General features: G+C 63.0%; 10 protein-coding genes. 2 read left to right on the plus strand and 8 right to left on the minus strand.

Annotation, left to right across the window (positions count from 1 at the left end; all coding sequences use genetic code 11):
* Window positions 1-170 precede the first annotated feature (170 nt).
* Window positions 171-1,058 carry an NAD(P)-dependent oxidoreductase gene (locus ACZ5BM_RS15490; RefSeq protein ID WP_498909019.1) on the minus strand — a complete coding sequence of 296 codons (888 nt, stop codon included), beginning with the start codon at window positions 1,056-1,058 and terminating at the stop codon, window positions 171-173.
* The gene (locus tag ACZ5BM_RS15495; RefSeq protein WP_498909020.1) at window positions 1,055-2,374 is read right to left on the minus strand and encodes an MFS transporter; all 1,320 of its coding nucleotides are present in this window, start codon (window positions 2,372-2,374) and stop codon (window positions 1,055-1,057) included. The genes ACZ5BM_RS15490 and ACZ5BM_RS15495 overlap by 4 nt, the downstream gene beginning before the upstream one ends.
* Window positions 2,375-2,499: 125 nt before the next feature.
* Here ACZ5BM_RS15495 and parC point away from each other — a divergent pair, with 125 nt between their 5' ends.
* A complete protein-coding gene (parC, locus tag ACZ5BM_RS15500; protein WP_498909022.1) occupies window positions 2,500-4,716 on the plus strand; it encodes a DNA topoisomerase IV subunit A in 2,217 nt (738 codons plus the stop codon).
* A 50-nt stretch (window positions 4,717-4,766) separates the two neighbouring features.
* On the opposite strand, the gene ACZ5BM_RS15505 is transcribed toward parC, so the two are convergent.
* From ACZ5BM_RS15505 to ACZ5BM_RS15530, 6 genes are all read right to left on the minus strand, one after another.
* Entirely contained in the window at window positions 4,767-5,651 is an 885-nt protein-coding gene (locus ACZ5BM_RS15505; protein WP_498909023.1) for a DUF4435 domain-containing protein, read from the minus strand.
* The gene (locus tag ACZ5BM_RS15510) at window positions 5,644-7,026 is read right to left on the minus strand and encodes an AAA family ATPase (protein ID WP_498909024.1); all 1,383 of its coding nucleotides are present in this window, start codon (window positions 7,024-7,026) and stop codon (window positions 5,644-5,646) included. The genes ACZ5BM_RS15505 and ACZ5BM_RS15510 overlap by 8 nt, the downstream gene beginning before the upstream one ends.
* Before the next feature lie 193 nt (window positions 7,027-7,219).
* The gene (locus tag ACZ5BM_RS15515) at window positions 7,220-7,951 is read right to left on the minus strand and encodes an aspartate/glutamate leucyltransferase (protein ID WP_498909025.1); all 732 of its coding nucleotides are present in this window, start codon (window positions 7,949-7,951) and stop codon (window positions 7,220-7,222) included.
* A 36-nt stretch (window positions 7,952-7,987) separates the two neighbouring features.
* Window positions 7,988-10,282, minus strand: a complete 2,295-nt coding sequence (locus ACZ5BM_RS15520; protein WP_498909026.1) for a penicillin acylase family protein — start codon at window positions 10,280-10,282, stop codon at window positions 7,988-7,990.
* Between the two features lie 208 nt (window positions 10,283-10,490).
* Window positions 10,491-11,486, minus strand: a complete 996-nt coding sequence (gene hemB, locus ACZ5BM_RS15525; protein WP_498909027.1) for a porphobilinogen synthase — start codon at window positions 11,484-11,486, stop codon at window positions 10,491-10,493.
* Between the two features lie 10 nt (window positions 11,487-11,496).
* Window positions 11,497-12,999, minus strand: a complete 1,503-nt coding sequence (locus tag ACZ5BM_RS15530) for an amino acid permease (RefSeq protein WP_498909028.1) — start codon at window positions 12,997-12,999, stop codon at window positions 11,497-11,499.
* A gap of 323 nt (window positions 13,000-13,322) precedes the next feature.
* Between ACZ5BM_RS15530 and panS the strand changes: the two genes are divergently transcribed.
* Window positions 13,323-14,237, plus strand: a complete 915-nt coding sequence (gene panS / locus ACZ5BM_RS15535) for a bile acid:sodium symporter family protein (RefSeq protein WP_498909029.1) — start codon at window positions 13,323-13,325, stop codon at window positions 14,235-14,237.
* Window positions 14,238-14,307: the final 70 nt, after the last annotated feature.

Below are 14,307 nucleotides of genomic sequence, written 5' to 3' on the forward strand. Positions count from 1 at the left end.
AAGGGATCGAAGCCCGAGCCCTGCGCCGGCCATCTTCTTCCGTCCAGACGATTTCGTTCAGTCGTCCGACATCCCAGATCGCTGCCCGATCCTTGCGGATGGGATCTCGCAGTCTTCCCGATCGTCCTGGAACCTATCCACCGAACGATTCCGTTCGGTTCGATCGTGCGTCAGCTAGTCGGCAAGCCCGCATCCTCCCGGGCACGATCCGACAGGCTGGCGAAGTCCAACGACGCGCCGCCGCGCGCGATGCTTGCCAGCAAACGGTCACGCACCAAGGACCCCATCGGCAGCGGCACGTTCAGCGCCTCGCCGGCCTCCAGAAGCAGACGCGTATCCTTCGCCGCCAGCGACACGGGCGCGCCGGGATTTTCGAACAGGCGTTCCACGACCAGTGTGCCATAATTACGATGCACAGGCGCATCGAAGAAGCTGTTCAGCAGCACGTCGAGCACCGCCCGCGGCGCCGTCCCGTTCTTCTCGTTCAGCGCGAACACCTCGCCCATCTGCTCGATCGTCGAGAAGATCAGGAAATTCAGGCTCAGTTTCAGCAAAGCCGCGGCGGTCGGGTCGTCGCCCAGCGGGAAAATGCGCTGCCCCAGATCCGCCAGAACCGTGGCAGAGGCCGCCTTCGCCGCCTCGTTGCCCGCAGCCAGCATGAACAACGCACCCGCGCGGGCCGCAGGGGGACGGCCCAGCACCGGAGCCGACAGGAAAAGTTGGCCGCGCGATGCGTGCAGCGCCGCCAACTCCTCGGTCAAACGCACCGACACCGTACTCGACGACACATGCAGCCCGCCCTTCGGAAGACCTGCTGCAATTCCCGCCGGACCGTTCACGACCGCATCCAGCCCGGCATCGTCCGCCACCATGCTGAATACCATCTCCGTGCCGGTGGCCACCTCCGCGGGCGTTTCCGCGAACCGTGCGCCCGCTGCCAGCACCGCCTCCGCTCGCGCCCGCGTCCGGTTATGCACCAGCAACTCGTGCCCGCGATCCAGCAGACGCAGCGCCATCGCCTCGCCCATCGCCCCCAGACCGACGATTCCAATCTTCATCGCACAGTCCTCCTGTCGTGCTCTCGCGTGCCGACTCCGTAGACCACCGCCGTCAGCACCGCGATCGACGCCGCCACCAGCAGCGCAGCCGTGAAAGAGCCGGTCGCTTGCACCATGAATCCAGTCAACGCCGGTGCCGCGGCAGCGCCCACCGAGCCGCCCACGTTCTGGAAGGCTTCCAGAGTCGCCACCTTGTCATGGGTGGTCGCCACCGCCGCCATCGCCCAGCCGCAGGACGACGCCAGACTGGCCGCGAACAGCGCCACGCACACAAGAGCAATCGCCGCCGCCGTGCTCGTCACCAGCACCGCCCCTGCGGTGCACGCCGCCGTCACGAGCATCCCGGCCACCAGCGGCAGGCGGCAACTCGCCAGAGGCCGCACCCCGCGACCGGTCAGCACGCGCGACGCCGCACCGCCCAGCAGCGCCCCCAGGAAGCCGCAACCCTGCGGCACCGCCGTCCAGATCCCGGCCTGGGCGATGCTCAGATGCCGCTCGCGCTGCAGGTAGTCCGGCAGCCAGGTGCCGTAGAGCCAGGTCAGATACACCACGCCGATGAAGCCGATCGCCATGCCCCAGGCGGTCCGGTCGCGCAGAAGACTGGTCCAGCCGGAGGGCGCTCCCGCGTCCGGCTCGTCCTCGGCGACGATCCAGTCCCGCTCGGCGCCGGACAAACCATGCTGCTCCGGATCGCGATAGATCAGCACCCAGGCCGCAGCGATCAGCAGCCCCAGAGCCCCCACCACGATGAACATCGTCCGCCAGCCATAGGCCAGCAGCAGCGCGGTCAACACCAAAGGCGCGATCGCCGGCCCCAAGGCGGAGGATGCGTTGAACAGCCCGATCGGAAACGCTCGCGCGGAGGCCCGGAACCAGTTCGAACACACCTTGGTCCCGGCCAGATACATCGGCGATTCGCCGACCCCCAGCGCAGCCCGCGCGGCGACGAACGGCGACAGCCCGCCGACGAACCCCGCCGCCATCTGCGCGCCGGACCACAGAACCAGCCCGGCCCCCATCACGCGGCGCGGCCCCACACGATCGATCAGGATGCCCACCGGGATCTGCGCCAGACCGTAGGCGATCGAGAACGCCGACAGCAGCAACCCCATCTGCGCATCGTCCAGACCCAGATCGGCGCGAATGGACGAATTGCCGATGGAAAGCGCCGAGCGGTCGAGATAATTCACCGTGCCGGCCACCATCAGCAGCGCCAGGGCCAGCACACGCATCCGCGTCGCCCGTCTGGTGGGAAATCGTTGCCCGGCACCGGATACGGCTTCGGACACGGCATCGCCGGAAACGAGGTTCACCATCACGCTCGCTCCCGCTGCCGGCCGGTCTCCGATCCCGGCGCACGCGTAGCGTTGCAGCTTGCTGCGGGCTGGACAAGGGCCGTTTTCTCTGTTTGTTCCTGCTCAGCCTCGGGGGAGATACGACAATGCCGGACGATCACGCAGGTCATATCGAGCCGACCGGCCTCAGCGAGGCCCTCAGCGAGCGCTATCTCGCCTATGCCATGTCCACCATCATGTCGCGCTCGCTGCCCGACGTGCGCGATGGGCTCAAGCCGGTGCATCGCCGCCTCGTCTACGCCATGCAGCAGCTCAAGCTCGACCCCAAGGCCGGCTTCAAGAAGTGCGCCCGCGTCGTCGGCGACGTGATCGGCAAGTTCCACCCCCATGGCGACGTCGCCGTCTACGAGGCCCTGGTCCGCCTGGCGCAGGATTTCGCCGTCCGCTATCCGCTGGTGGAGGGGCAGGGTAATTTCGGCTCCATCGACGGCGATAACGCCGCAGCGATGCGCTATACCGAAGCCCGCCTCACCGAAGTCGCCCAGGCCCTGCTCGAAGGCATCGAGGACGACGCGGTCGATTTCCGCCCCACCTATGACGGCGAGGAAAGCGAGCCGGTCGTTCTCCCGGCCAACTTTCCCAACCTGCTCGCCAACGGCGCGGCCGGCATCGCCGTCGGCATGGCCACCTCGATCCCGCCGCACAACGCGGGCGAGGTCTGCCTCGCCGCCGCCCTGCTGGCGAAGAAGCGCGACACCCCGCTCGACGCGTTGCTCGCCCTCATGCCCGGCCCCGATTTCCCCACGGGCGGCTTGATCGTCGAGGATCCGGCCGCGATCCGCATTGCCTACGAGACCGGCCGCGGCGGATTCCGCATCCGTGCCCGCTGGGAAAAGGAAGAGCTCCGCTTCGGCACCTGGCAGATCGTCGTCACAGAGATTCCCTATCAGGTGCAGAAGGCCCGCCTGATCGAGCAGATCGCCGAACTCATGGAGCTGAAGAAGCTCCCGCTGCTCGGCGACATCCGCGACGAAAGCACCACCGATATCCGTCTGGTCCTGGAACCCAAGACCAAGGGCGTCGAGCCGGAGGTGCTGATGGAGACGCTGTTCCGCGCCACACAGCTCGAAACCCGCTTCGGCCTGAACATGAACGTGCTGGCCACGGACCGCACGCCCCGCGTCATGGGTCTGCGGGAGGTGCTGCTGGAATGGCTCGACCACCGCCACGAGGTGCTGCGCCGACGCTCCGCGCATCGCCTCGCCGCCGTGCTGCGCCGCCTGGAAATCCTCGACGGCTTCCTCGCCGTCTACCTCAACCTCGACGAGGTGATCCGCATCGTCCGTGAAGAGGACGAGCCCAAGCCCGCCCTCATGCGTGCCTTCGACCTCACCGAACTCCAGGCCGATTCCGTTCTCAACATGCGCCTGCGCTCGCTGCGCCGCCTGGAGGAAATGGAAATCCGCCGCGAGCACACGACGCTCTCGAAGGAACGCGAAGAGCTCGACGCCCTGCTCGCCAGCGAATCCCTGCGCTGGAAGCGCATCGCCAAGGATCTCGACCGTCTCGGCAAGCAGTTCGGCGGCGGCCCGCTCGGACAGCGCCGCTCCACCATCGGCGCTCCTCCGGCCCCGATCGACATTTCCTCCATCGCCGCCGTCGAGCGCGAACCGATCACCGTCATCCTCAGCCGTCAGGGCTGGATCAGGGCCGTGCGCGGACATGGACTCGACCCGGCCGCGCAGAAGTTCAAGGAAGGCGACGGTCTGCGCACCGATCTCGGCGTGGTGGAATGCAACACCGCCGACCGCCTCTGCGCCTTCGCCAGCGACGGACGCGCCTTCACCCTCAAGGCCGGCGATTTGCCGCGCGGCCGTGGCGACGGCCAGCCCATCCGCCTCATGATCGAACTCGCCAATGAAGGGCAGGTGATCGCGCTGTTCCCGCTGCCGGAGACCGGCCGCTTCCTGCTGGCCGGCTCGAATGGGCGCGGGCTGGTGATCGAGGCGGCCGATCTCGCTTCCGAGAAGCGAACCGGGCGGCAGGTGCTGAACCTGAAGCCGGGCGAGAGCGCGGTCGCCTGCGTGAAGGCCGAGGGCGATACGGTCGCTGTGCTGGGCGAGAACCGCAAGCTGCTGGTGTTCCCTCTGGAGCAGGTGGCGGTGCTGAGCCGTGGGACCGGGACGACGCTCCAGCGTTACAAGGACGGCGGCCTGCGCGCGGTGCGCGTGTTCACGGCGGCGCAGGGGCTGGTGTGGAGCGAGGGCGTGAAGGCGCGGTCGATGGGGGATCTGCTGGGGTGGACCGGTGGGCGCGGGGACGTGGGGAAGCTTGCGCCGCGGTGGGCGACCGTAGACGTGTAATTTCGATTAGACAGTCTTGTGATCGGTCGATGTTGCATATTTACAAAGTCCTATGGACTTGTACAGTAGCCCGTCAAACCAGGCAAATTACCCCAGAATGAATGAGCTGAACCTAATGAGCCTCCCGCCAGAAATACTGCTGAAGGTATGGCTATACGCACCTCTAAAGGTACACTGTCTATCGCATTCTCATAGCACTTTCGTGCAAGCTGAAGCGCTAATTTTCCCCGGAGCCATTTTCGTACATCCTCCATGCTGAATGTCCTCGCTCGGCGTAAAATATCACTGCATGTAAACTTAGGATCAACGCCCAATAGCGTAATTGCCTGATGAAGAATGCCACGTCTTCTTGGATTGTTAGGCTTGGTAAGATCAAACAGCCTTTCAATTCCAAACGCATCAAATTGTGGGTGTTCGCCGCTGGCGCGTAATTCGCACATAAAGGCGCAGTACGTCCGGACAGATTTTGCCATCTTCATGAATAGATCGTCGTAAGCGTTAACAAAAATTTGACGTTTTGACAAGCTAATTGTTTTGGTCGAATGCTTATTTAAACCATACATTATATAATTCTGATCGGTAAGGTAAGACTCTATGCTATACCAATGAGTCTTCCAAACGTTTGGGTGGTCTAGGCGCAGGTAATCGTCAAAGTCCTTGTCACATAGGTATCGAAACTTTGGTGGGTGGACCCAAGAATAACCTTCAATTGCGTCTTTAAATTTGAGAAGGTTTGGTTTTCCTCCGCAGTCTACCACATAGAACTCGTTTCCTTTCAGAGAGGCCTGCAGAAAATCAAAATAGAAAACCCGATCAGCCGGTCCTTCAATTGCTATAATGTAATCCCAATCTTCGTATCCGGACGTTAGTATTTCGAGAAGGAGCCCATTTGGGTTGTCTTGCTCAGCTAGCAAGTCTGCGACGTAGTCATCCATTTGCGTCTATCCTAAGGCGCCTCACATCAACCACGCTATCTCTCAGGTTATTGTCGAACACAAACGGACTATGTGTAACAGATATGATTTGCGCACAACTATCAGTATCTATAAGATCAATCAGAAAGCGTTTCTGCCAGGGCACGGAGAGAGATAGCTCAGGCTCATCAATCATTAAAATAAAGTTCTTTTGCTTAGATAGAAGTAGATAAGCAAATATCGATACGATTTGCTTCTCTCCCGAGGATAATTTATCGAGTGGTACTGTCGTATTTCCGTCAGCGACACTCTGAATGATAATTTGATGCCCGTCCAAGAAAGCTCGTTTTCCTGGTTTCAGGTAGCTACTTACAAGATTTGTAAACATTCTCAGTGGGCGCTCGCGCTCTTTAACCTGCATATGAGCTGCCAATAGCTTTTCAATAAACATTCCAAGAAAACGAGATTCAGCTGTCGGCTGCCCTGTATGGCGCTTGCGAAGATCATCAATCCTCTTATGTATGCTCTCCTTGTTTGTATTGCTAAATAGTTTGTCATCGAGACTATTCTTAAACTCCTCAAAATCGTCATTAGGCATCCTGCGTAGATTTAGCAATGAATAAGTCTTGATTTTACCGGTAACAATGTCGCGGATGTATTCCTGAGAAGCAGTTTCCGATGCCAAACGTCTATAATCGCGAATCTCCGACGTGTAACTGTCTACGATATGTTGAATGTCGCCCATCCCAAATCCGGCGATTTCTCTGAATCCTGTCCCTGTTCTCGGAGTCATGTGTCCCTCCTCAATACGGGCTCTTATTCTGCTCTCAATGTCGGGAAAGATAGACTTTATGTCTTTCTCAATTCGCCGATATGTAGGAAGATAGAGTATTTCTCCCAGACCCAATGTTGAAATTTCCGTATCAATCTGATAAGCACGTCTGGTAAATCCTAACTCAGATTGTGCGTATCTACGAAAACTTGCTATTTGGTCGATAGGAAAGCCGCTTACTGACGCGAGTCTTTCTCGTTCTTCACGGGTCAACGAAGTTTTGTAGAGCAGTTCCATTGCTCCGCGTTCTTGAACACGGCTCAAGATGCGATCAGAATTTATTCTCTTAGCTTGAGCAACATCAAGGCTTAGTAGATCGGTTTTCGTTAGAGATATTTCACCTTCGGCGTGATGGAGTATAAGAGTTTCGAAATCGTATTCATTTAGGCGCTGCCATTGTCGGCTTAGAAACAAATAAAACAAGCTCAAGAAAGTACTTTTCCCAGTTCCGTTTGGACCAACAATTATTGAGGCAGGGGGAGATAGGTCAAGCCGATAGCTTCGTAAGCCCAGAATTCCCGTTGCTGTGAAGCCGGTTAGCTTTGCAGATGCAATACTAGTCATACGACCTCGCCTTAATTGGAACCGCCCTGTGACAATCTGACGCTCATGTCGATCGAATACGAAAATTGAGCGGATTTACTGCCCAGCACAACGTCCTTGAATGAAGTCTGATGACAGTTCGTATAAAAATTCTATATATCTTGTTGAGCGATGCGTTGTCCAATTTGTTGCTTTCACCGGATTGGACATACTGTCAATTGGCACAAATCTCTAGCTCCCGCCACCCCCCCGGCGTCAGCACCTCACTTGGCCTGAACCGCGCCTTGTAGGCCATCTTCCGGCTATCCGAGACCCAATACCCCAGATACACATGCGCCAACCCGAGTGCCACGCATCGGTCGATCAGCCACAAGATCGCGAACGACCCGAGCGACCGCTCCGCCAGTTCCGGCGCGAAGAACGAATACACCGCCGACAGCCCATCCCCCAGACGATCGGTCAGGCACACACCGATCAACTCGTCCTCCGGGTCGCGGAACTCCACCAGCACGGTGTCAATCGGTGTGTCCTCGATCATCGCGCGATAGTCATAGAAACTCATCGCCGCCATGTCGCCGTCGCCGTGCCGCGCCTGCTGGTAGCGCTTGAACAAGGCGTATTGCTCCGCTGTCGCCCGTGCAGGCACCTCGAACCCGTCCACCAGCGCATTGCGCGCCCGGATGCGCCGCAAGGTCCGTCCCGGCTGGAACCGCGCCACAGGAATCCGGATCGGCACGCACGCATTGCAGCTCGGGCAGACCGGGGCATAGGCGATGTTGTGCGACCGCCGGAACCCCGCCCGTGACAGACGGTCGTGCAACGCCTCCGCATCCGGCCCGGTGATCTCTGTCACCACCTTCCGCTCCACGCGCCCGGCCACATAGGGGCAGGGCAGGGGGGCCGTGGTGTAGAAGAATTGCGGGCGACGGGGCGAACTGTAGGTCATGGGCGACGGGGTCCGATCTCCTCCGAACGCGCCCGCTCACGGCAGCAGCGAAAGTCGCGCTGCGACGTGCTCGGGTTGGCGTGGAAGCGCCATGCTAGAACCGTCGAGCCAGTTCCGCATCTGATTCCACGCATCCGGCGACAACCAGTTTCCCGACTGCCCCGGCGTTACCACAAAACGCGACCGGTCCGGCTCCGCCAGATCATAGAGCCCGCGATACGCCCCGCCATGCAGCGCGTCGAAATCGCCCAGCGCACCCCCCGCCCGCAGAAGCGTGGTATCGTCGCCCCCCACGGGCGCATCCGCACGCGCCAGCCACTTCACACCCGGAATCGCCCGCAACAGAGCGTTTTCGAACACAACATGATGCGCCGCCCCCCAGCGCCAGCGTTTCGGATCGCCGCCGAACCGCCCGCTCAGCGCCGACACGCTCTCGTCCAGCGCCCGCGCCAGGACCGGCGAACAATCCCCGCCGCACCACGACGCCCCCTCCGGCGACAGAAGCATCGCCGCCATATCCTCCCAGCCGCCCGACACCCCGCCGATCCCGGCATTCTTCTCCACATCCGCCACGAAACGCTGAACCCAGGCGTTGAAGATCAAAGGCTGCGGCGCATCCGCCCGCATGTCACCGTTCCACCCCACCAGAAGCGCCCGAGCATCCCCCGCGACCCCGTCCGCACGCGGCACACGCGCCAGCATCTGCGGCAGGACCGCCGGCGCGAACGTGCTCCGCGTATCGCTCTGCATACGCCCGAATTCCGCCAGATCATGCCTCGGCGATGCCGCCAGAAGCGCGCGGATACGGTCCGCACGCCACAGACCCGGCCAGTCCCGTCCCATGAACACCGGAAAATCCGGCCCCGCCGTGCGCTCGTTCGCGTTCAGGATTTGCCCGGATGACGGCGACACCAGATGCGGCAGCATCTCCCCGCTGGCCTCGCCGATCCAGTCCGACACGCCGCTGGCCCCGTCCGCCGGAAACGACCCGTCCCCAGTGCGCCGGATCGGCACATGCCCAGTGGTGAACTGGCCGATCGTGTTCCGATCCGCCACGAGAAGGTTCTGCACCGGAGACGCGATCAGCGCCGCATCCGCGCCGGCCTCCGCCACGCTCCGTGCCTGGTCGAGCGCCGCGATCCCGGCCACGGCATCCTCCGGCCGCAAATTCTCCGCCGCCAGCGCCAGAACCGGCCCTTTGCTCCGCCCCGGCAGCGCATCGCTGATCACCGGCCCATGCCGCGACGTCCGGACCTCCATCACCACATCCGCCGCACCGCGCACATGGATCACCTCACGGCGCGTCTCGAACGCTTCCGGCCCGTCCGGCGTCGCGTAGCGCCCGTCCGGCAGCACGGTTTCTACGAACAGATCCTGCGTGTCGGCGGAGTTGCTGGTGAAGGTCCAGGCGATCTGCCCGTTCTGGCCGATCACGACGAACGGCACGCCGGGCGCCGTGGCGCCAACCAGTTGCAGCCCGGGGACGTCGATCCGCGCCAGATACCAGAGCGCCGGAAACGCGAACGCCAGATGCGGATCGCCCGCCAGAAGCGGCGCGCCGGTCTCGCTGTGTCGTCCATCCATCGCCCATTCGTCCGACGCCTCGTCCGGCAGGGTGAACGGCGCCGGAAACCGCGGCAGAAGCGCTGCCAGACGATGCGCCGTGTCCGCCAGCGCGGTCTGGTCCGGCGCCGGCGTGTCCGCATGGGTCGCGAACAAGGACAGCAGGCGCCCCCGGCCGATCCGCCCGGACGCATCCAGACGATCCAGCTCCGTGCGCCAGTTGCCGGACAGGCTGATCCCCATCAGCCGCCCCCAGAGCAGCGTGTCCACCCCGCTCCAGGGCGCAGGCCGGCCGAACGGAACGAACTCCGGCGCGATGAACCGCCCCCGGTCCGCGATCGCCGCATTCACCCCCGCCGCATAGGCGTCGAGCTGCGCCCGCACAGGCGCCGGCAGAGTCCGGTAGCTCGCCTCCGCCAGATGCCGCAGCCCCATCGCCCGCATCATCCGATCCGTCGGCACCCCCGCGGGCCCGGCGATCTCGCTGATCCGTCCCGACCCCAGACGACGCATCAACTCCATCTGGAACATGCGGTCGCGCGCATGCACATAGCCCAGCGCCGCATCCGCATCCGGCAGGTTCGACGCCTGGATATGCGGCACGCCCTTGTCGTCGAACAACACCGTCACCGGTTCATGCAGTCCGGCCAGATGCAGCGCCCGCGTCGATGGCGGCAGCGTCAGAACCAGCGCGCCAAGCCCCGCCGCCACGACAAGACCGGCCAGCACGGAGCCGCCGAACAGGATGCGTCGAAAGCTGCGTCGCATGAACGGACCGCCGTGCAGGTTGGGGGGATGCCGTCCCTCGGGCAAAGGGACTGGAAACAATGAAAGTCTTCTTTTTCTGAAGAAAAAGAAGCAAAAAGACTTTTATCCGTTTGGATTGCGAGAGCTCGGTAAGCAAACTTCCAAACGGATAAAAGTTCTTTGGTTCTTTCTCTCAAGAAAGAACAACTCTTATCTTGGAAGAGCCCCTTCAGGCGTATTGCAGCGTGCGCGCCGCATCCAACGCGAAATACGTCAGGATGCCGTTGCACCCCGCCCGCTTGAAAGCCAGCAGGCTTTCCAGCATCGCCCGCTCCCGGTCGATCCAGCCATTGTTCGCCGCCGCCATGATCATCGCGTATTCGCCCGACACCTGATACGCGAAGGTCGGCACGGCGAAGCGGTCCCGCACGCGCCGGATGATGTCCAGATACGGCATCCCAGGCTTCACCATCACCATGTCCGCGCCCTCGGCCAGATCCAGCTCCACCTCGCGCAGCGCCTCGTCGCTGTTGGCCGGGTCCATCTGGTAGGTCTTCTTGTCGCCGCGCAGCAGCGCACCCGACCCCAGCGCATCCCGGAACGGCCCGTAGAACGCCGAGGCATATTTCGCGGCGTAGCTCATCAGCCGCACGTCGCTGCGGTCGCGCGCGTCGAGCGCCGCGCGGATCGCGCCGATGCGGCCGTCCATCATGTCGGACGGCGCCAGGATATCGATCCCGGCCTCGGCCTGGTTCAGCGACTGGCGCACCAGAACAGCCACGCTGTCGTCGTTGTGGATGCGCTCGTTGCGCAGCACACCGTCATGACCGTGATCGGTATACGGATCGAGCGCGACGTCGCCGATCAGCCCCAGCTCCGGGAAGGACCGCTTCAGCAGACGGGCCGCACGGCACATCAGATTGTCCGGATTGGTCGCCTCCGTACCTTCCGCGTCGCGCGCCTCGGACGGCGTCACCGGAAACAACGCCAGAGCCAGAATGCCGAGACGCACGGCCGGCTCCACATGCGCTTCCAGACGATCGAGCGACACACGCGCAACACCCGGCATCGAGGCGACCGGCGTCTGCACGCCCGACCCCTCGGTAAAGAAGATCGGCCAGATCAGATCGTCCACCGACAGCTTGTTCTCCGCCACCAGACGGCGCGTGAACGCGTCGTGACGGTTGCGGCGCAGACGGGTGGCGGGGAAGCGGCCGAGGCTCATGGGCGATCCTTCACGCAGAACGGGGCGGTCGGCCGGACTGGACCCGGCTGTGGCGATGACCATAGCCGAAATACACCCCGAGACCGATCAGCAGCCAGACCACCAGACGGATCCAGGTCAGGCCGTCCAGCGAGGCCATGATCGCCGCACAGCTCAGAACCCCCAGCACAGGCACCACGGGACCGAACGGCACCACGAACCCGCGCGTCGCGTCTGGCTTCGTCCGACGCAAAACCAGGACGCCCGCGCACACGATGATGAACGCCAGCAGCGTGCCGATCGAGGTCATGTGCCCCAGCTCGCTGATCGGCAGGAACCCTGCCATCGCCGACACGATCGCCATGAAGAACAGGTTCGACCGCCACGGCGTCTGCCAGCGCGAATGGGTGCGACAGAAGAACGCAGGCAGCAGACCGTCGCGCGCCATGGCGTAGAACACGCGCGACTGACCCAGAAGCAGAACCAGAAGAACCGAGGTGAAGCCGCACAGAATGCCGACATTCACCGCCATCTTCAGCCACGGATACGCGGTCTGCGCCAAGGCCGTCGCCACGGGCGCCGGATCGTTCAGCATCTGGCGGTAGTTCAGCATCCCCACCAGCGTGCCGGCGAACACGATATAGGCCAGCGAACACACCGCCAGAGACCCCAGAATGCCGATCGGCATGTCCCGCTTGGGGTTCTTCGCCTCCTGCGCCGCGGTCGACACGGCATCGAAGCCCACATAGGCGAAGAAGATCGTTCCCGCCGCACGCATCACGCCCGAGATGCCGAAATGGCCGAACTCGCCGGTATTGGGCGGAATGAACGGCGTGTAGTTGCTCATCTTGATGTAGAACACGCCCACCGCCACCACCGCGACGATCACCGCGATCTTGATGGCGACGATGATGTTGTTCACACGCGCCGATTCCGTGACGCCCCGGATCAGCAGCAGCGACACCGCCACCGTCACGAAGATCGCCGGCAGGTTGATCAGCCCATGGACCGTGCTGCCGTCGCCCAGCGTCAGAACCTCCGACGGCGCCGCGCACAAGCGCGCCGGCAGTGCGATGCCGCATTCCGCCAGCAGCTTCACCATGTAGCGAGACCAGCTTACCGACACTGCCGCCGCCGCCACGGCATATTCCAGCACCAGATCCCAGCCAATGATCCAGGCCACGAATTCGCCCATCGCCGTGTAGGCGTAGGTGTAGGCGCTGCCCGCCACAGGGATCATCGAGGACAGCTCGGAATAGCATAGCCCGGCGAAGCCGCAGCCGATGCCGGCGATCAGATAGGACAGCATCACCGCAGGCCCGGCATTCTCCGAGGCGGCGATGCCGGTCAGGGAGAACAGCCCCGCGCCGATGGTGCAGCCGATGCCGAGCGCGATCAGCGCCCAGGGGCCGAGCGCGCGCTTCAGCCCGCCTTCCTCGTCACCTGCATCGGCTTCGATCGGTTTGGTGCGCCACAAGGACGAGCGGGCCGAGGCTGTTTGGGACACGGTTCGTGGTCCTCGTTGGAAGTTCATCTCGGAGCGTTGTTCCGCGTCGAGGGCTGGGATGCAAGCGGCGCGTATCGGTTGCGCTGCCGGAAGCCCGCATCACCGCAGGCTTGTCGGTGCTCCTCACCATCTTCCCGACACTTCGGGCTGACGGAAAAGGCCCTTTCCGAAAGACAGAAACAAACAACGCTCATCTTCTCGAAGACATGCGTCGCCGAATTCTCAAACCCTGAACAACTAGAAGTCTTTTTGCTTCTTTTTCTCCAGAAAAAGAAGATGCGCCCCTGTTTCGTCCTTCCAAAAAACTCACCATCGACTAGACCGGAGACGTCGAAACGGCCGGGCGCACCATGTCGAGAACGCTGATCTTTCCCGTCGCGGCCCTGCTGGTCTCGCTTCTGGCCCTGCGCCTGCCGCTCCTGTTCGCCCCCCTCGGCCCGTTCGTCACGCCCATGCTCGCGGCGGTCATGTTCCTGATGGGCGTCACCCTCACCATCGCCGATTTCCGACGCGTCGCCAGCCGTCCGGCCCCGGTGCTCGCGGGCGTGGCGCTGCACTACGCCATCATGCCCGCCGCCGCCTGGCTCATCGCCCGAATCCTGCATTTGCCGCCCCTGCTCGGCGCCGGTCTCATTCTGGTCGGCAGCGTCGCCAGCGGCACGGCCTCCACCGTGATGGTCTTCCTCGCACGCGGCGACGTCGCGCTGTCCGTCAGCATCGGCGCGCTCTCCACCCTGGTCGGCGTCGTCGCCACGCCGCTGCTCACACGCCTCTACGTCTCCGAAGCCGTCGCCGTGCATGGCTGGGCCATGCTGCTCGGCATCGTCGAGGTGGTCGCACTTCCCGTTCTCGCCGGCCTCCTCGTCAACCGCCTCGCCGGCCGACTGGTCGAACGCCTGTCCCCAGCACTCCCCATCCTGTCGATGCTCACCATCCTGCTCATCATCGGCGTCGTCGTCGCCGGCGCGCATGCCGCCATCGGCACGGTCGGCCCAGCCCTGCTGCTCGCCGTGGCGCTGCATAACGGAATCGGCCTGCTCGGCGGCTATTGGGGCGGCCGTGCGCTCGGCTTCGACGAAAGCATCTGCCGCACCCTGGCGCTGGAAGTCGGCATGCAGAACTCCGGTCTCGCCGCCGCCCTGGCCCGCGCCTACATCGCTCCGCTCGCCGCTCTCCCGGCCGCCCTGTTCTCGATCTGGCACAACCTGTCCGGATCGGTGCTGGCGGCGTGGTGGGGACGCCGAACCCGCACAGCACCGTCATAGGCCATGGTCTCGCTGGGAAGCTCGCGGCGATACGGCGCGATCTCCGCGCCCTGAAGGGCGACGTTCCCGA

The organism is Lichenicola sp. GTC18331 (assembly GCF_055386855.1).